Below are 18,417 nucleotides of genomic sequence, written 5' to 3'. Positions count from 1 at the left end.
TCTCGCTGAATCAACTTCTATATTTAACCCAATATACCCTCCTGTTGCCATTTAGCAACACACTAAGCTATTGATAACTATATTAACGACTAATAGCACGTACCGCCTGTTGCAAAAATAACACACATTTAAGTAAAAAATTCCGATCAGCGCCCCCCAAACAATATAAACCATTGATTTTAAATGCTTATTTAAATTGGCACCATTTTTGTAATAGTGAGTGCAACTTTAATCGATAAGGAAATTAAATGAACAACCGCTTTTTAGTAATTTTACCCATGCTGGCTTTTGGGTTTATGGGCACAGATGCAATAGCTATGGACGTTCAAGCTACATTTAATGAGCTAGATAAAGACAGTAACGGCACACTTAGCGAATCAGAAGCAGGTGAAGATGCCGTATTACACGAAAACTTTTCACAAATAGACACTAACCAAGATGGCCAGTTGTCGCTAAGTGAATTCAAAAAGTTTATTCAGTAAATTCATTTAATTAGGGAACATGATTATGAAACAACTTATCGCAGCATTTGCATTAATGTTTTTAGCCATTAGCGCCACGGCTTTAGCCTCTTCTGTCAACATTCGCTTTACTCATTTAGACAAAGATATGGATGGGGCAGTATCGCTTGCAGAAGCCAAACAAGATAAAGAAGTAATGAGACAATTTGCCGATTTAGACGAAAACCAAGACAAGAAAATTTCTAAAGAAGAGTTTCAAAATTTTAAACCTTAATTTTGATTAAGCGCTTTAATTACAAACTCAATAGTAACGATGTTTAAATCTTTTTCTCTGGCTAGAAATTTTAAGCCGTTAGCGCTAAAACGAGCTGCTTAAAATAGATTTATTATCCACAGCTGAAGTTAATTAAGTTTTACTTAAGCTTTTACCTAGTAAGGTAGGTTTCAAAAGCATTTGCCATAATCCCTGAGGGAATGTGTAAACGGATTTAATGTTGGGAAGTTAAATTATGGCAAGTGCTTTTTTTATTAATCTACAAACACTGTATGTTGGAAGGAAAACCATGAAGTGTGTTTTTTTTAGTGTTATCGCTATTACTATGATCAGCTTTAATGCTGTTGCGTTAGATGTTAAACAACGTTTTGATCACCTTGATGCCAATAAAAGCGGCTTCTTAACAGAAGACGAATTAGAGCCACAGCCTCAGCTACTCAGCACCTTTACTCGCTGGGATAAAAACCAAGACAAACAAATCTCGCTTCTTGAGTTTAAAGACTATTTAACCAATAACCTTTACTGAGTATAAGTATGAAGACTGTAAGCTATTTAGCGCTTGTTGCGCTGGGCCTTTTTAGCGATGTAAGCCTTGGCCAAAGTACAGAAGTTGCCGATAAATTTGAAAAGTTTGACCGTAACCACGATGGCTTTTTAACCCGTTCAGAAACCGCCATTGACCCCGCCCTTTGGTCGCGTTTTTCAAGTTATGATAAAGATAAAGACGGCAGACTTACCCTTTCGGAATATGGCATATACGCCAGTAAGTAACTCTTTTGTATAAGCGTAAGCGCTAAATTTTTAACAGCCCTTACGCTTTTAAGCTATCTACCTCAACATATTGGTATTCTAAAAGTGAGTTTGCTAGTGTTATTTTACTAACAATAAAAAATAACCAACTTATGCAACTCAAAAAACTATTTAACCCACTACTGCTTGCCGGCTTATTTGTAAGCAGCACTGCGATTGCGCAAACGCAGGTCATTTACAACGCTAATGGTTACACTCCCTTATACCAAGGCGGTATACAAACTTTTTCTACTTTAGTGATTAAAAACGGTAAAGTTGTTAAAACTGGAGATGATACGCTTAAAAGCACTTTTCCTGATGCCACACTTATTGATGCCAAAGGTAATACGTTACTGCCAGGGTTAATTGACGCTCACGGGCATGTAATTGGCCTTGGCGATAACTTATCGCAACTTGATGTACGCGGCGCTAAATCGGTCGATGAAATAACCACAAAGTTAGAGCAATTTGCGAAAAATAAACAAGGCTGGATATTAGGTCGAGGCTGGAACCAAGAGCTGTGGAGCGACACACGCTTTCCTACCGCCAAAGACTTAGACAAAGTAGTCAATGACCGCCCAGTGGTACTTTCGCGCGTTGACAGCCATGCAATTTGGGTTAACAGCAAAGCCTTAGAGCTGGCCGGTATTACCGCAGCCACTCAAGCCCCTGACGGCGGTGAGATTATTAAAGATGAATTTGGGAATCCAACCGGTATTTTTGTTGATAAGGCCGAGTCGTTAATTACCCAGCATATGAGCGCTCCTTCTAAACAAGCTATAAGCGACTCGTTAGATGCCGCAGGCGCGCACTTATTAAGCTTAGGCATTACCTCTACTCACGATGCTGGTATTGATAAAACCACCTGGGAAGTTTACAAAGAGCGCAGCGAGCAAGGTAATTTGCCACTAAGAATAGTCGCCATGCTAAGTGCTGCTAGCCCCGATTTAAAGCACATGCTTAAGGCAGGGCGCTATCAAGATGCAGCATCGTTTATGTCTATCCGCAGTGTAAAAGTATATGCCGATGGCGCATTAGGCTCGCGCGGGGCTGCGCTAATTGATGACTACGCAGATAGAAAAAACCACCACGGCCTAATGCTAGAAACCCAAGCTAAGCTTGAAGAATTATTTACTTTAAGCTTTAAAAATGGCTTTAGCGCCAACACTCATGCAATTGGTGATAAGGCAAATAAAGTGGTACTTGATGCGTATCAAAACGTGTTTAAGCAAACGGGTGGTATGTTACTGCGTAACCGTATTGAACACGCGCAAATAGTCACCCCTGATGATATTCCACGTTTTAAAGCTCTTAAAATCATTCCATCTATGCAGCCTGTGCATGCCACCTCAGATATGCATATGGCTCAGCAGCGCTTAACCGATAACCAATTACAAGGCGCATATGCATGGCAAACATTTTTAAAGCAAGGCTCTGTGATTGCAGCAGGCTCTGATTACCCAGTAGAGCTGGCAAACCCTTTTGATGGCTTGTATTCAGCCATTACCCGTATGGATCATAATATGCTGCCTGAGAACGGCTGGCGCGCAAGCGAAGTGCTAAGCCGCGAACAAGCCCTAAGAGCGTTTACCCTCGGCGGCGCGTATGCAGCACACCAAGAGTTTAAAATAGGCAGCTTAGAAAACGGAAAATGGGCAGACTTTATTTTAATAGACAAAGACTATTTTAAAGCCCCTGTCGATGAGATTTATAAAACACAGGTTTTACAAACTTGGGTAGCTGGAGAATTACGCTATGAAAAAGAAATCGAAGAAGAGAAAATAGATTAAGCCTAAAAAAGGGAATGCTTATGCATTCCCTTTTTCAATATTAACTTTAGGCTGTCGGTAGAGCTTTATAATATGGTACATATTTACCAGCGCTAATAAGCCATTAGTAAACGCAACAGGCACTGCACCAATAGCCACACCGTAGATAGTAAATACAATACAACCAAACATATTATACCAACGCAGTTTTACTACATCGGTCATTGTTAACGATGCAACCAAGAAAGCTGATGCAATATAACCTAAATATTCCCAACTCAATTGTTCTCTCCTACCCTTTAGGTTAGCATTACGCTAATGCTAACGTGTGGCACTTGTCAGTGTTACAACGTTTAATACCAATGCGCAATAATACTCAATCATTTTGTGGGGCTAAACGTGTCGCTACCTGCGTTAAAAAATGCTCATTTACGACTGCATGAATGCAGAAGGTAGAGTAATGCAGGAGCAATTGCCGAGAACGACTAAATAGCGATTTTTTGCCTAGCTATCAACCCGTTTTCCTAGCCTTAAAATTGATCACTTAATTAGGCGATTGGTATAAAATAAAAAAACTAACTTGCTTAAAAAACCTTAAAAAGTATATTGGTTGTAGCCAATAGCTTCCTAAATCATTACACGGGAAATGAAGGTATTACGTACTTAGCAAGGCTAAATACACTAGCAAGTTAGCGTAAATTCTTAGAGCCTTAATAATATCGTCATTAAGGTGTAATAAATAGGACAATTGTCCGAAGAGCATATTGATGTTTCAATACCATTTTTCTAGTTACCTTGTTGAACAATTACTCACTTTTGCAGGGAGTAGCTATCAACAATCAAAAAAAGAAGTGCTGATCCACCAAGATCAACCACTTAGTAAACTTGTGCTGGTGCGCAGCGGTACTATTTCATTTAGTTATGATGTAGGTAACGGACGCCGCCTATTATTAGGCCAATTAGATTGCAACAACACCCTAATTGGTGAAATAGAAGCACTAAACAATAACCCATGTATTTATACGGTCACCTGTTTTAGCGATGTAACCTATAATTTAATAGAGCTTCGCCACTGGCGAGCATTACTACTCGAAAAGCCAGAGCTGAGCTTATATACCGCGCAAACCATTGCGGCTAAGTTTCAAGAAAACCAAAAAATTAATTTAGATAAGTTACTGCTGCCTTTAAGCTACAACATAGCTAAAGACTGCTTACTACGAGCCGAGAACAATAACCCAACGCTACTGCGCGCATACCCAACCGTTAACGCCGAAGCAGAGCGCTTTGCAACCACTGAGCGAGCTTATCGCCGCGTAGTTACCGAACTTGTTGAAAAAGGCTTAGTGCAGCGCAGCTCCCATGGGCTAAAAGCGGTCGATACGCAAAGTTTAAGTGACTATGTAGACAGTTTTGCGCAGCTGTAAAAAAATCAGAGACACAAAAAAAAGGCCGTAATGGCCTTTTTTAGTTTTTGTGGTATATATTAGCACTGCGCTATAGCAGCAATTTATTTAAAACGAGTACTCAAACACGCCCCCGCGCAAATAAACCCCTACTTAACGCTTAGGCAATTACTTATCTAATAAAATATCTTGGATATTTACTAAATCAGATTTACCTTCAATTATTTCATCTGGCGTTAAACCCGATAACTCATGCGGGAACACTAACCACTCTTCTGACTCATGAATAAAGTAATCTGGCACCATCTCTACTTTTGAGTTTTTAGGCTTATAGTACGGACATGCCACACGAATATCGCGTGGTAAGTTTAAGCGCATAAGCTCAGAAAGCTTTTCTTTTAGTGCAAATATACTGCGGCCAGAATCAAACACATCATCAACAATAAGCAGTGAGTCACCTGCATTAGCGTTTTCTACAATGTAGTGTAGGCCGTGTACTTTTATTTCTTTAGATTGCTTGCCAATACCGTAATAAGACGACGTACGCACCGCAATGTGATCAGTTTCAATACCTTTGTAATCGTAGTATTCTTGCACAGCAATACCAATAGGTGCACCACCTCGCCAAATACCAATTATAAAGTCTGGACGAAAGCCATCTTTATAAACTTGTGCCGCTACGCGGAATGAATCTTCAAGTAGCTGTTGAGCTGTGATGTAGCACTTATCTGACATAGTTTAGAACCCCAGTGGTGAGTATAACATTTGAGTGTAGGCACTTTAGCCAATAATTAAACACCCAAACAGGTATTGGCGAAGGATTTTACCGTAAATAAAAATAAATTGCTTGCCTGCAAATAGCAAAATAGACACCAATTGGTGCCTATTTTATGTATTAAACGCCTAGTTACGTACTATTAAGCTTTTTCTAACAATGTACGTGCCACTGTGCGCATACCTTGCGTAGTTGCACCTGCAGCCCATTGGCTAGTGCTACCCATATTAAATGCTGCAGCTAAATCAATGTGTACCCAACCTTTACCATCGTTTGGTACAAAGCGAGATAAAAAGCCTGCTGCATTTGATGCGCCGCCGTAACCGCCACCTTTTTGAGCGCGGCTATTTGCCGTATCAGCATATGGAGATGGGCAGTTTTGCTGGTGCCATTTTTCAAGCGGAAGAGGCCATGCAGCTTCCATTTCTTGCGATGCAAAGTCTTCTACTTCGCGTACCAGCTCTTTATCCAGGGCAAATAATGCGTTGTACTCTTGCCCTACAGCAACGAGTGCAGCACCGGTTAGTGTTGCCGCATCGATAATTAGCTCTGCGCCAGTTTCGCCTGCAGCCATTAGGCCATCGGCAAGCACTAAACGCCCTTCAGCATCGGTGTTTACAATTTCAACGGTTGTGCCATTTTTGTAGGTTAAAATATCACCTAGTTTGTAAGCGTGGCCCGAAATTAAGTTCTCTGCACAGCATAAAAATAGCTTAATGCGTTTTTCTATACCGCGATTAATAGCCAGTGCTAAACCCGCTGTTACCGTTGCCGCGCCACCCATGTCGCACTTCATTCCTAGCATACCTTCGCTAGATTTAATTGAGTAACCGCCAGAGTCAAACGTAATACCTTTACCTACAAGTGCTGCGCTTACCGGCGCGTTTTCATCGCCTGTTGGGTTGTAATCAAGCTCAAGTAAAACAGGTGGGCGCTCAGAGCCACGGCCCACAGCATGAATACCAATCCACTGTTGCTCTAATAACGCATCGCCTTTAATAATTTGATAGCTTACATGTTCAGGCGCTAACGATTGAATAAATTCGGCGGCTTTTTCAGCAAGGCTTTCAGGGTAAATGTCATCGGCTGTGCCGTTTACCATTTCTCGTGCCCACGTAGCTGAGGCTTTTAAATGCGCCAGCTCGTTTAGATCTGATTGTGCGTTATCAACAAATTCAACACCATGTAATGATTTAGGTGTTACAAACCCTTGGTAAAAAGCCCATTGGCTTTCTGTGCACCATGTATCGCCCGCAAGCTCAACCTGTTTAACACCTTGGCTTGCAATTGTTCGCGCCGCTTTTTGAACATTTTTTAATGTTTCTTGCTCAGATAAATGAACCGTTGCGCCTTGCTCGTTAAAAGACAACGCCGCGTTTTCGCCCCAATGGCTTGGTGCTGCTTGCTCGCTTAGTTGAACAACAAATTTTTCACTCATGTTAGAATACCCTTACACTTAAATGTGCCACCGAGTTTACTATAGTGAGTACAAGTTCCCAACAGCTTGAGATAAATAACATAAACCAACGCATCTGCAGCGTTTAGCATTGGAATTTAAATGAAATACACCCCAGCTTTACAGCCCGCCACGTTATTAAAACGCTATAAACGCTTTTTAGCCGATCTCCAACTTAACGATGGAACTGAATTTACCGCCCACTGCGCCAACACCGGTAAAATGACAGGTTGCGCAGAGCCTGGCTTTAGCGCTTTTTATTCAACCAGCGATAACAGTAAACGAAAATACCCTCAGTCGTTAGAGCTCACTCAAAACTCCCTCTCGCAGTTAATATGCGTTAATACCGCCGTGGCAAATAAAGTGGTCGAAGAGGCTATCAACAACCAGGTTATTACAGAGCTTAACGGCTACGAGCAGCTTCAAAGTGAAGTAAAATACGGCAGCGAAAACAGTCGTATCGACTTTTTACTCACCGGCGACAATAAACCCGCTTGCTATGTAGAGGTAAAGTCAGTCACCTTGTTAAGCGAAACCGCACCACAAAGTGGGCAAGGCTACTTTCCGGATGCGCAAACCGTGCGTGGGCAAAAACACATTCGCGAATTAATAGAAATGATCGAACAAGGCCACCGCGCAGTATTACTGTTCGCTGTTTTGCACCAAGGTATTAATACGGTGAGTGCAGCAAGCCACATAGATAAAAAATACAGCGACTTATTAAACCACGCGATTAAAAAAGGCGTGGAGGTATACGCTTATAAGGCATCTATTTCACCTAGTGAAGTAACGCTTAGTGAGAAAGTGGCCTTTAAATAAAAAATTTAACTTGCTTTTAAACTTTATGCCCATATAACTAGGCAAGTTTAAATACCGAAATAACGATTAATAAAGCATCAAAATTAAAATATGAGCCTTTTTAGTCAACACACTGGTTGAAGCTAATTCGATTAATTAAAAAATAAATTTGCCTAGGGTATAAGATTCTGCTATTTATACCGCCGGCTAATGCTGAGGCATTAAATTAAGGATTTAGGAGAGAGTTATGCCAGACCAACAAAGACATGGTTTATTGGCTCAAGCCGGTTTAGAACCATACCAAGAAAAGCCGGGCGAAGAGTATATGAATGAAGCACAACGTGCTCATTTTAAAGCGATTTTAGAAGCGTGGCGTAACGACTTACGTAATGAAGTTGACCGCACGAAATCGCATATGCAAGACGAAGCTGCCAACTTTCCTGATCCAGTTGACCGCGCTGCGCAAGAAGAAGAGTTCTCTTTAGAACTTCGTACTCGCGACCGCGAACGTAAACTGATCAAAAAAATTGAAAAAACAATTATCTTAATTAAAGAAGATGATTTTGGCTTTTGTGAGTCATGCGGAATCGAAATTGGTATTCGTCGTTTAGAGGCGCGTCCAACTGCAGATTTATGCGTAGACTGTAAAACCCTTGCAGAAATTAAAGAAAAACAAGCTGGGCGCGGTTAATTAAAATTAGTTAACTATGCCTCCTACAGCCGTTACCACGCCAAAGCGTGACTATCGCGGTCGATTTGCACCGTCTCCTTCTGGGCCACTTCACTTTGGCTCACTTGTGGCGGCTGTGGGCAGCTACCTTGATGCTAAAGTAAATCAGGGTAAATGGTTAGTGCGCATTGAAGATATAGACACCACCCGCGTGGTTAAAAATGCCGACACCCATATTCTAAATACCTTACAAGCCTACGGCCTTTACTGGGACGAATCCGTTGTTTATCAAACTCAGCGCCTACCTCTTTATCAAGAGGTAACAAATAAGCTGATCCACCAACAATGTGTATATGGTTGTCGCTGTTCTCGCAAACAAATAAAAGCCATGGGTGGCATTTACCAAGGTCACTGCAAAACGCTTAACTTATCAACAGAGCAAGGCGCACTTCGTCTTAGCCAACAGCACCCAACATGCCATTTTAACGATTTGATTCAAGGCGATATTACTGTAAATAGTGCATTAGCCCATGAAGATTACATAATAAAGCGCAGTGACGGATTATTTGCCTACCAACTAGTGGTGGTTATTGATGACATTGAGCAAGGTATTAATCGTGTGGTACGTGGCGCCGATTTAATCGAGCCTACAGCACGGCAAATCAGTTTATTTAAACAGCTTAATGCGCCCATCCCCCAATACGCACATTTACCCCTTGTGGTGGCCGAGCCTGGTTTTAAACTCTCTAAACAAAATTATGCGCCCGCTATTAGCACAAACAATCCAAAGCCCGCGCTTATTGATGCGTTTGAATTTTTAAACTTACCTGTGCATAGCCAATTGAATGATTTGTCTGTAGAGCAACTAATGGCGTGGGCTATTAACGAATTTAGCTTAACAGCGGTGCCAAACATACCCGAAATTCAAATTTCGCAAGGTCAGCATCCAAACAGCACTAAATTTACGCATTTAAGCAAATAAAAAACTTAAAAACGGCTTAATTTCAGTCCATCAACTTAATTTTTATACCGCGCTGGTATATGATAGCCGCCTAAATAGAGGCTATTTACAATAAATACAAAGCACCGCACTATAATACCTAATTTATGTGCTTTTTGATTGCGATGACCAGCCAATCATCATTTCTGTAGGAGACAGATTATTATTTCCAAGCTTTTTCAATTTTGCAGGCAAATAATCGGCCCAAATGCCGATGTGCAAAGCACTCAAACAAGTGATGAACCGGTTGTTGTAACACGCGGCGAACATGGTATTTCACGTAAACAATTTAGCCCAAATGCAATCAAAGTACTTTACCGTTTAAAAGACGGTGGTTACGACGCTTACCTTGTAGGTGGTTGTATTCGCGATATATTGTTAGGTCAACAACCAAAAGACTTTGACGTTGTTACCAATGCCACCCCAGAGCAAGTTAAAAAACTATTTAGAAATTGCCGCCTAATTGGCCGTCGTTTTCGCTTAGCACATATTGTTTTTGGTCGCGAAATTATAGAAGTAGCCACCATGCGCGGGCACCACGAAGCGCAAGAAGACAAAAACCAAATTAGCCAATCAAGCGAGCACGGGCAGTTACTGCGCGATAACGTGTTTGGTAGCATTGAAGAAGACGCCGAGCGCCGTGATTTTTCTATCAACGCGCTGTATTACTCTATTAACGATTTTTGTATATACGATTACGCCAATGGCTTAGCGGCCATACAAGCAAAACAAATTGAGTTAATTGGCGACCCAGAAACACGCTACCGCGAAGACCCTGTACGTATGCTACGTGCGGTACGCTTTGCAACTAAGCTTGATATGAGCATAGCGCCAAAAAGCGAAAAGCCAATTACTGCGCTTGCCAGCCTACTTGATAACATTCCGCCAGCGCGTTTATTTGAAGAAGTTCTAAAGCTGTTTTTAAACGGTAAAGCCGAAGCTAACTATTTAATGCTACGCCAATACGGCTTATTTAAGTCGTTATTTCCGGTGCTTGATAAAATTTTAGATAAAAACCCTGACGGCTTAGAAGCTGCGTTTATTCAGCAAATGTTTCAAAACACCGATAAACGCATTAATGCAGATAAAAAAGTAACGCCTGCGTTTATATTTGCTGCTTTAATGTGGTTTCCGCTGCTTGAGCGCACAACTAAAATTAAACAACAAGAACAGCTGTCTTACTTTGATGCCTTTGCTCAAGCCATGAATAAAGTACTGAGCGAAAATGCCCAGCATATAGCAGTACCTAAACGCTTTACCTTAGGCGCACGCGACATTTGGCATATACAGCAACGTTTAGATAAACGTGCCGGCCAACGCGCTTACAGACTTACCCAGCAGCCACGATTTAAAGCCGCTTATGACTTTTTATTATTACGAGTGGATGCCGGTGAGCACCAACATAGTGAGCTTGCCCAGTGGTGGACACAATACTTGAGCCTAGATATTAATGGCCAAAAAGAAATGGTAAAAAACCTAGGCCACCAAGGTGGACCAAAACCACGTAAACGTCCGCGCCGTCGCACCACTAAAAAGCCAGCTGAGTAATTGCATGCAGTGTGTATATTTGGGTTTAGGTGCCAACCTAAACTCACCCAAAGAGCAGCTTGATAACGCCGTTTGTGCGCTTAAAAAGCTGCCTCATTGTGAATTTATAAGTGTATCGCATTACTATGCAAGCAAACCAATGGGCCCACAAGATCAACCCGACTATGTAAATGCCGTAGCGTGTATTAAAACCGCGCTTGAACCTGAGCAATTACTTGATTTAACTCAAGCCATAGAGCTTGAACATGGGCGGGTAAGAAAAGCCGAACGTTGGGGGCCGCGTACGCTCGATATAGATACCTTACTGTTTGGTCAGCAAGTGATTAATACCCAGCGCTTAACTGTGCCACATTATGGCCTGTGCGAACGTGAGTTTGTAGTTTACCCTTTACTTGAGCTTGCCCCAGAACTGATTTTACCAAGCGGCATTGCATTAAAAACCATTGCGCAAGACTTACCGCTCAACGACTTACAACAATTACCTCTGTAATTAACCAAGGCTTATGCCTGCGAGGATATTATGTCTAAAATAACCGTTTCTACTTTAAATAAAATGAAAGCAGAAAATAACAAAATCACCGCATTAACCGCTTACGATGCCAGTTTTGCTAAGTTATTTCATGATAACGGTGTGGACGTTATTTTAGTTGGCGACTCTTTGGGCATGGTGCTGCAAGGTGGCGACGATACCCTAGGCGTAACCAATCAAGATATAGCCTATCATACCCGCTGTGTACGCGGTGGCAGCCGTGAGCTTTTTGTAATAGCCGATATGCCCTTTATGAGCTATTCAAACGTTAGCGACACCTGTAAAAATGCAGCAGAGTTAATGCGTGCAGGCGCTAATATGGTAAAACTTGAAGGCGGTGAATGGCTTTACGACAGCATTAAAAGTTTAACGCAGCAAGGGATTCCTGTTTGTGGCCATTTAGGATTAACGCCGCAATCAGTACACGTATTTGGTGGCTTTAAAATTCAAGGCCGCGAAGACGACAAAGCGCAAAAAATGATTGATGATGCAAAAGCGCTAGAAGCCGCAGGTGCCCAATTATTAGTGCTTGAGTGTATCCCAAGTGCGCTCGCTAAACGCATTACCGATGCCGTCACCATTCCTACCATAGGTATTGGCGCAGGTAATGTAACGGATGGCCAAATACTGGTAATGCACGACTTAGTCGGTATTTCGGCAGGATACATTCCTAAATTTTCTAAAAACTTTTTACTGGAAACTGGCAACATGCCAGATGCAGTTAAAAAATATTGTACAGACGTTAAAAGTGGCGCATTTCCAAGCGCCGAACATGAGTTTAAATAATGCAGTCAATTACTGAAATTAAATCATTACGTAGTCAAATTAAAGCTTGGCGCCAAGCAGGTTTAAGCGTGGCTTTAGTGCCAACCATGGGCAACTTACACCGCGGCCACTTTTCATTGGTTGAAAAGGCAAAAACAATGGCCGATAAGGTGGTTGTGAGTATTTTTGTCAACCCAATGCAATTTGGTGCCAACGAAGACTTAGATAGCTACCCGCGTACATTAAACGAAGACAAACAAGGCTTAGCCGACTTAAACACCGATATTGTGTTTACCCCAAGCGTAGACACCATTTACCCAAATGGGCTTGGTGAGCAAAGCTTTGTAGATGTACCAGGCGTATCTATGGGGTATTGTGGCGGCACGCGCCCAGGACACTTTAGAGGCGTTGCCACGGTAGTGACTAAGTTATTTAATTTAGTACAACCAGATTATGCATGCTTTGGCGAAAAAGACTTTCAGCAGCTGCAAGTGATTAAAACCATGGTACGCGATTTATCAATTCCGGTTGAAATTGTTGGTGTACCGACCATGCGTGAAGTTTCAGGCTTAGCTATGAGCTCGCGAAATGGCTATTTATCTGCAGAGCAAAAAGCCACGGCTACCGCATTATTTAAAACACTAAACAGTTGCGCTGAGCAGCTCAAAGCAGGCAATACCGATTACAAAGCACTTGAGCAAAGCGCACAGCTTAGTTTAGAGCAAGCCGGCTTAAAGCCTGATTATTTTGAGATAGCTCAACGAGATACATTAAAAGCTGCTACACTTGATGATACACAACTTGTTATTTTAGCTGCCGCCTTTTTAGGCAATGTTAGATTAATCGACAACCTACAAGTTGAGATTTAACAAAAGCGCAGTTCAACGTTAAGGATAAGCATGCAAACATTTATTAAAACGAGTGCCCTCGCCCTTTCATTTTCATTGTTAGCAGCTTGCCAAAATCAAGTGAAAAACCCTGAGTTAAACCAATGCGCACAACAAAACTATCAGTGCGAAAATAGTTGCGATCAGCAATCGATTGACAAAGGTTTAAAACAGCAAGTGTGCTCTGCCAAATGTGTAGAGAGCTATAATCAGTGTAAAGCACAAGCGCAAAAGCTGACTGATCTGTAATCGCTTTTTAGTAACTTAGTCTGTTTTACGCTTTAAAATTTTACACACAAAAAAACCGCTCATTGAGCGGTTTTTTTATTGGTTGGGTTTAAATTATAAACCTAACTTTTTAAGCTCTGCTTCTACTAACTTAGCAGATAGTGGTACGTAACCATCTTTTTCAACGATTTTTTGACCGTCTTTAGAAAGTACCATTTTTAAGAACTCAGCTTCAATTGGAGAAAGCGGCTTATTAGGGTGCTTGTTCACGTAAACGTATAAGAAACGAGAAAGTGGGTATTTACCTTTAGCAACATTATCAAGCGTTGCATCTACGTAGTTAGTGCCTTTTTTAGATAAAGGAACCGTACGTACACCCGACGTTTTGTAACCAATGCCTGAGTAACCAATCGCGTTTAATGACGATGAGATTGATTGTACAACAGAGGCTGAACCTGGTTGCTCATTTACGTTGTTACGGAAGTCACCTTTACACAGCGCTTTCTTTTTAAAGTAACCGTAAGTACCTGATACAGAGTTACGTCCATATAATTGAATGTCTTTTGCAGCCCAGTCGCCTGTTAGGCCAACATCGCTCCAGCGGTTTACTTGCTCAGGCGCACCACATTTACGAGTAGATGAAAAAATAGCATCTACTTGGTCAATACGTAAGCCTTCAATTGGGTTATCTTTGTGTACAAATACCGCTAATGCATCAATCGCTACACGCACTTCTGTAGGCTTGTAACCGTAGCGTTTTTCGAACGCTTCGATTTCTTTTGATTTCATTTTACGGCTCATAGGACCCATGTTAGAGGTGCCTTCGGTAAGCGCTGGTGGAGCAGTAGACGAACCTGCCGCTTGAATTTGAATATTTACATTTGGGTAAATACGTTTGTACTCTTCAGCCCAAAAAGTCATCATGTTAGCTAAAGTATCAGAGCCTACAGATGAAAAGTTACCTGAAACGCCGTTAATTTTTTGATATTCAGGAATTGCGTCGTCAAGAGCAACAGCCTGTGCAGATACTAATGTTGTAACAGCCACACCCATTGCGGCAACTAAGTTTTTAAATTTCATGCGGGGTTCTCCGATTTGTTCGTCCCATTTCCTAACTGCCGTCTACTGTAAAGTGAGTAGATGACAGTTACATTACTCTTAAATGACACTTTTATGACTTTGCTTTTTATTGCCCTTAACTTGCTAAGTTAACAAGCTTATCCTTTGAAAAGTCGAAAGAAAAACACGAGCCTTTACCAAGCTCACTGCTTATATTTAATTTACTATCGTGGCGTGTAAGCACATGTTTAGTAATTGCTAAGCCTAAACCTGAGCCACCGGTTGTGCGACTCCTTGCTTTATCTACGCGGTAAAAGCGCTCAGTTAAACGATTTATATGCTCTGGTGCAATACCATCGCCATTATCATTTACACTAAAGTGCGCAAGCCCCTCTTTGCGCTGCCAGGTAACAACAATTTTTCCGCCCGCTTTAGTGTAATGTATAGCGTTAAACACTAAATTAGAAAACGCACTGCGTAGCTCATCTTCAGAGCCTTTAATATCAAGCTCATTATCTATATCAAAAATAAGCTCATGGCCTTTGTCTTGGTTTATAGACTGCGCTTCGGTTTTAATGTAGTTGAGCATTTGCGGCACATTAATGGCTTTGTCGTTGTCTTGCCTGCGCGCCCCTTCAATACGCGAAAGAGATAAAAGCTGATTAACTAAGCTGTCCATACGCTTACATTGCTCAAGCATGGTATTTTGCGCTTTATTCCACATTGCAGGCGGTGGCATCATATCGCCATCCATCATCTCAAGGTAGCCAGTAACAACCGTAAGCGGCGTACGCAGCTCATGTGATACATTGGCAACAAAGTCTTTGCGCATTTGCTCTAGCTGCTTTAGGCGTGTTACATCACGTACTACCACCATAAGCTGCGTGTTGGCATACGGCATTACCCTAAATTCAAGCACTTGGTCAACAATATGCCCGTTATCAAGCTCTAATGGCTCTTCAAATTCACCGCGCAGCATGTACTTGGCAAATTTAGGTTCGCGTATTAGGTTATCTAGGCGCTGGCCATGATCGGTCGGCCATTGTAGCCCCAAGACTTTAAGTGCAAGTTGGTTACACCAAACAATGCTTAAATCACTTTGCAACACCACTACGGCATCGGGTACGGCTTCAGCTCCATCGCGAAAGCGACGAATTAAATCGGCCAGTTCATTGCGTTTTTTACGATTACGGTGCTGTAAATGATAAATGCCTTCAAATACTTGTTCCCACGCACCCTCGCCCTCTGGTGGGTTAAAGCTACGTTGATTTAAAAGCCAATCGCTTAAGCGATAAAGTTGATGATAATGCCAGACTAAAAGAGAAGAAGTGCCTAAAAATAAAAGCAAAAATGGTGCACCAATAAGCACACCAACTAATAACAGGGGTAAAAAATAGATAAACAGACGTTTTACTAACGCCTGTTTATTAATAACTCGATACATACACTCACTTTACCTTTGAGTAGTAATTTATGCGTACTCACACCCTAGCTGCGGTACCTTATAATTTACTAGAAAAACGATAACCTGCACCACGTACTGTTTGTACTAAGCGATCATGCCCCAGCGGTGCAATCGCTTTGCGTAAACGACGTATGTGCACATCAACTGTACGGTCTTCTACATACACATTAGTTCCCCAAACATGGTCAAGCAGTTGCTCACGGCTATAAACACGCTCTGGGTGAGTCATAAAAAAATGTAATAATCTAAATTCGGTTGGGCCCATATCAAGCTCGCTTCCCTCAGAGGTAACGCGGTGCGATATTGGGTCTAAACGCAAGCCATGTACTTCTATAGCTTCTTCTAATGAGGTAGGCGATACACGGCGAATAACCGCTTTAATACGAGCCATTAACTCTTTAGGAGAAAAAGGTTTAGTGACGTAGTCATCTGCCCCTACTTCTAGGCCGCGTACTTTGTCTTCTTCTTCGCCGCGGGCTGTAAGCATAATGATTGGAATTTGGCGTGTGTATTCACTTTGCTTAAATTGCTTAGCAATTTGAATACCGCTACCGCCTGGTAACATCCAATCGAGTAAAACCATATCTGGGTATGGTTCAACCATAGCTGCAATTGCAGAATCGTAATCTTCTGCTTCAATTGCTTGAAATCCATTTTGCTCTAAAACAAAAACTAACATCTCTCTGATAGGAGCTTCATCATCTACGACTAGTACTTTACGTGACATTCCAAATTATCTCTTACGCTATCGAATTAGTTTTCATTATTATGACTAAGTATGACATTTTTATGAAAGTGTAACGTGTAAATTAAAATCCTGGTAAAAAAAACACAAAATAGTGACAAAAAACCTCATTAACGTCATATTTTTAAAACTATTTTGCAAATTACGGTTAATCAAAACATATTTACAAAAAGATGACAGTTTTATTTCTGAGTAGATATTCATGGCGGGATCATTACTTTACTAACACAGTAAAACAACCAGATACGAAACTGAGTTTGCACTGGAAGATGTCATTACGTGGTTAAAAATAGATCTGTTTTTTACTAAGCAGCCTATAAAAAGATCAGATTTTTACTAAGCCGATCGGGTTTGGGATCACGGTTATACTTAGTCAAACAACTAAGCACCTGATCTATTGTACAAATAAAAAACGATCTGATTGATTGAGCGCCTAACGTGGCGTAAATTTATGCGCTAGTTGGTAAATAAATGATCCGAATGCGGGGCGGTTAGTAAATCAGTGATCCCATTTTATTAAGTTGGTACAACAGTGATCCCAGTACTTTATGGTATAAAAAAACCAGCTGGATTACGCCAGCTGGTTTTTATAACGCTATTTATTAATCAAAGATCATTATTTAATTTGTGGGTCTAACTCACCACTCAAATACTTAAGGTGCATGTCATCAAGTGAAATTGGCTTAATTTTACCTGCTTGACCAGCCGTACCAAACGCGTTGTAACGCGCAACACAAATCTCTGTCATTGCTTTAGTTGCTTCTGCTAGGTATTTACGCGGATCGAAGTTAGATGGGTTAAGCGCCATATGACGGCGAATAGCACCGGTAGAGGCCAAGCGTAAATCGGTATCAATATTTACTTTACGTACACCGTATTTGATCCCTTCTACAATTTGCTCAACAGGTACACCGTACGTTTCAGGAATTTCGCCACCGTATTGATTTATGATCTCTAACCACTCTTGTGGTACAGACGACGATCCGTGCATTACTAAGTGCGTGTTCGGGATACGTGCGTGAATTTCTTTAATACGATCAATCGCTAAAATGTCATCTGTGGGTGGGCGCGTAAATTTGTACGCACCGTGCGATGTTCCACAAGCAATTGCCAAGGCATCAACATGGGTTTTATTTACAAAATCAGCGGCTTCTTCTGGGTCGGTAAGCATTTGATCAGTAGTTAGTTTACCTTCTGCGCCTACACCATCTTCTTCGCCCGCTTCACCGGTTTCAAGTGAGCCAAGTACACCTAGCTCGCCCTCTACCGATACGCCACAAGCATGTGCCATAGCCACGGTTTCGCGTGTTACTTCTACATTATATTCGTAGCTTGATGGGGTTTTTCCGTCAGTCATTAATGAGCCATCCATCATAACTGATGAAAAGCCAAGTTGAATTGAGCGTTGGCAAACACCGGGTGAGGTACCGTGATCTTGGTGCATTACTACTGGAATGTGCGGCCATTCTTCAACGGCTGCTAAAATCATGTGGCGGATAAATGGAGCACCAGCATAAGCACGTGCGCCTGCTGATCCTTGAACAATTACTGGGCTGTTTGTTTTATCAGCCGCTTCCATTATTGCGCGCATTTGCTCTTGGTTATTCACGTTAAAGGCTGGAACGCCGTAACCGTGTTCAGCTGCATGATCTAAAAGTTGTCGCATACTGATTAAAGCCATTGGGTATTCTCCAATTTATCGACAGCAGTCTCCTGCCATCTAGTTTGAACGGATATGTTAGTTTGACGCAATCACTGCGCCACAAAATAAAGCAATTTACACTGCTTAGTTTTGT

The 18,417-nt window shown here is 41.6% G+C and carries 21 protein-coding genes; 14 read left to right on the top strand and 7 right to left on the bottom strand.

From position 1 onward, the window contains the following. The first annotated feature begins 248 nt into the window (after window positions 1–248). From NQT65_RS10745 to NQT65_RS10725, 5 genes are all read left to right on the top strand, one after another. Window positions 249–482: an EF-hand domain-containing protein gene (locus NQT65_RS10745; protein ID WP_004586103.1), complete on the top strand. Its 234-nt coding sequence runs from the start codon at window positions 249–251 to the stop codon at window positions 480–482. 25 nt (window positions 483–507) lie between these two features. Next, window positions 508–735, top strand: a complete 228-nt coding sequence (locus NQT65_RS10740) for a hypothetical protein (RefSeq protein WP_256851168.1) — start codon at window positions 508–510, stop codon at window positions 733–735. A 289-nt stretch (window positions 736–1,024) separates the two neighbouring features. Next, window positions 1,025–1,261 (top strand): EF-hand domain-containing protein, encoded by a 237-nt coding sequence (locus NQT65_RS10735; protein ID WP_024033183.1) that lies wholly within the window; start codon window positions 1,025–1,027, stop codon window positions 1,259–1,261. An 8-nt stretch (window positions 1,262–1,269) separates the two neighbouring features. After that, a complete protein-coding gene (locus NQT65_RS10730; protein ID WP_004586100.1) occupies window positions 1,270–1,506 on the top strand; it encodes an EF-hand domain-containing protein in 237 nt (78 codons plus the stop codon). Window positions 1,507–1,637: 131 nt separating this feature from the next. Then, window positions 1,638–3,314 (top strand): amidohydrolase, encoded by a 1,677-nt coding sequence (locus NQT65_RS10725; RefSeq protein ID WP_256851167.1) that lies wholly within the window; start codon window positions 1,638–1,640, stop codon window positions 3,312–3,314. Between the two features lie 18 nt (window positions 3,315–3,332). On the opposite strand, the gene NQT65_RS10720 is transcribed toward NQT65_RS10725, so the two are convergent. After that, window positions 3,333–3,575: a YgjV family protein gene (locus NQT65_RS10720; protein ID WP_024033185.1), complete on the bottom strand. Its 243-nt coding sequence runs from the start codon at window positions 3,573–3,575 to the stop codon at window positions 3,333–3,335. A 485-nt stretch (window positions 3,576–4,060) separates the two neighbouring features. On the opposite strand from NQT65_RS10720, the gene NQT65_RS10715 reads away from it, so the two are divergent. Continuing rightward, window positions 4,061–4,717: a Crp/Fnr family transcriptional regulator gene (locus tag NQT65_RS10715; RefSeq protein WP_004586096.1), complete on the top strand. Its 657-nt coding sequence runs from the start codon at window positions 4,061–4,063 to the stop codon at window positions 4,715–4,717. 147 nt (window positions 4,718–4,864) lie between these two features. Here the strand turns inward: NQT65_RS10715 and NQT65_RS10710 are convergent, their stop codons facing one another. Together NQT65_RS10710 and pepB are read right to left on the bottom strand one after the other, a co-directional pair. Further along, on the bottom strand, window positions 4,865–5,431 hold the full coding sequence (locus NQT65_RS10710) for a phosphoribosyltransferase (RefSeq protein ID WP_004586095.1): 567 nt from the start codon (window positions 5,429–5,431) through the stop codon (window positions 4,865–4,867). 182 nt (window positions 5,432–5,613) lie between these two features. Continuing rightward, on the bottom strand, window positions 5,614–6,909 hold the full coding sequence (gene pepB, locus NQT65_RS10705; protein WP_054982768.1) for an aminopeptidase PepB: 1,296 nt from the start codon (window positions 6,907–6,909) through the stop codon (window positions 5,614–5,616). 120 nt (window positions 6,910–7,029) lie between these two features. Here pepB and sfsA point away from each other — a divergent pair, with 120 nt between their 5' ends. From sfsA to NQT65_RS10665, 8 genes are all read left to right on the top strand, one after another. After that, the gene (gene sfsA / locus NQT65_RS10700; RefSeq protein ID WP_256851166.1) at window positions 7,030–7,746 is read left to right on the top strand and encodes a DNA/RNA nuclease SfsA; all 717 of its coding nucleotides are present in this window, start codon (window positions 7,030–7,032) and stop codon (window positions 7,744–7,746) included. Window positions 7,747–7,972: 226 nt separating this feature from the next. Next, a complete protein-coding gene (gene dksA / locus NQT65_RS10695) occupies window positions 7,973–8,416 on the top strand; it encodes an RNA polymerase-binding protein DksA (RefSeq protein ID WP_004586092.1) in 444 nt (147 codons plus the stop codon). Between the two features lie 16 nt (window positions 8,417–8,432). Further along, the gene (gene gluQRS, locus NQT65_RS10690; RefSeq protein ID WP_256851165.1) at window positions 8,433–9,377 is read left to right on the top strand and encodes a tRNA glutamyl-Q(34) synthetase GluQRS; all 945 of its coding nucleotides are present in this window, start codon (window positions 8,433–8,435) and stop codon (window positions 9,375–9,377) included. A gap of 234 nt (window positions 9,378–9,611) precedes the next feature. After that, window positions 9,612–10,943 (top strand): polynucleotide adenylyltransferase PcnB, encoded by a 1,332-nt coding sequence (pcnB, locus tag NQT65_RS10685; RefSeq protein ID WP_004586090.1) that lies wholly within the window; start codon window positions 9,612–9,614, stop codon window positions 10,941–10,943. A gap of 4 nt (window positions 10,944–10,947) precedes the next feature. Further along, on the top strand, window positions 10,948–11,433 hold the full coding sequence (folK, locus tag NQT65_RS10680) for a 2-amino-4-hydroxy-6-hydroxymethyldihydropteridine diphosphokinase (protein ID WP_029773910.1): 486 nt from the start codon (window positions 10,948–10,950) through the stop codon (window positions 11,431–11,433). Window positions 11,434–11,463: 30 nt separating this feature from the next. Continuing rightward, window positions 11,464–12,258 (top strand): 3-methyl-2-oxobutanoate hydroxymethyltransferase, encoded by a 795-nt coding sequence (gene panB, locus NQT65_RS10675; RefSeq protein ID WP_055252800.1) that lies wholly within the window; start codon window positions 11,464–11,466, stop codon window positions 12,256–12,258. After that, window positions 12,258–13,106, top strand: a complete 849-nt coding sequence (gene panC, locus NQT65_RS10670) for a pantoate--beta-alanine ligase (RefSeq protein ID WP_004586087.1) — start codon at window positions 12,258–12,260, stop codon at window positions 13,104–13,106. The genes panB and panC overlap by 1 nt, the downstream gene beginning before the upstream one ends. A 30-nt stretch (window positions 13,107–13,136) precedes the next feature. After that, window positions 13,137–13,373, top strand: a complete 237-nt coding sequence (locus NQT65_RS10665) for a hypothetical protein (RefSeq protein ID WP_024033192.1) — start codon at window positions 13,137–13,139, stop codon at window positions 13,371–13,373. Between the two features lie 93 nt (window positions 13,374–13,466). On the opposite strand, the gene NQT65_RS10660 is transcribed toward NQT65_RS10665, so the two are convergent. From NQT65_RS10660 to fba, 4 genes are all read right to left on the bottom strand, one after another. Then, window positions 13,467–14,432, bottom strand: coding sequence for a PstS family phosphate ABC transporter substrate-binding protein (locus tag NQT65_RS10660; RefSeq protein WP_256845423.1), 966 nt, complete (start codon window positions 14,430–14,432; stop codon window positions 13,467–13,469). Between the two features lie 115 nt (window positions 14,433–14,547). Continuing rightward, entirely contained in the window at window positions 14,548–15,855 is a 1,308-nt protein-coding gene (phoR, locus tag NQT65_RS10655) for a phosphate regulon sensor histidine kinase PhoR (RefSeq protein ID WP_004586084.1), read from the bottom strand. A gap of 58 nt (window positions 15,856–15,913) precedes the next feature. Beyond that, complete coding sequence (gene phoB, locus NQT65_RS10650) at window positions 15,914–16,603, bottom strand: phosphate regulon transcriptional regulator PhoB (protein WP_004586083.1); 690 nt, start codon at window positions 16,601–16,603, stop codon at window positions 15,914–15,916. Window positions 16,604–17,237: 634 nt separating this feature from the next. Then, window positions 17,238–18,302 (bottom strand): class II fructose-bisphosphate aldolase, encoded by a 1,065-nt coding sequence (fba, locus tag NQT65_RS10645; RefSeq protein ID WP_004586082.1) that lies wholly within the window; start codon window positions 18,300–18,302, stop codon window positions 17,238–17,240. Between the last annotated feature and the right edge of the window lie 115 nt (window positions 18,303–18,417).

The sequence above is a fragment of the Pseudoalteromonas agarivorans genome, assembly GCF_024518735.1.
Lineage (GTDB): Bacteria > Pseudomonadota > Gammaproteobacteria > Enterobacterales > Alteromonadaceae > Pseudoalteromonas > Pseudoalteromonas atlantica.
This window is presented reverse-complemented; position numbering and strand designations above follow the sequence as displayed.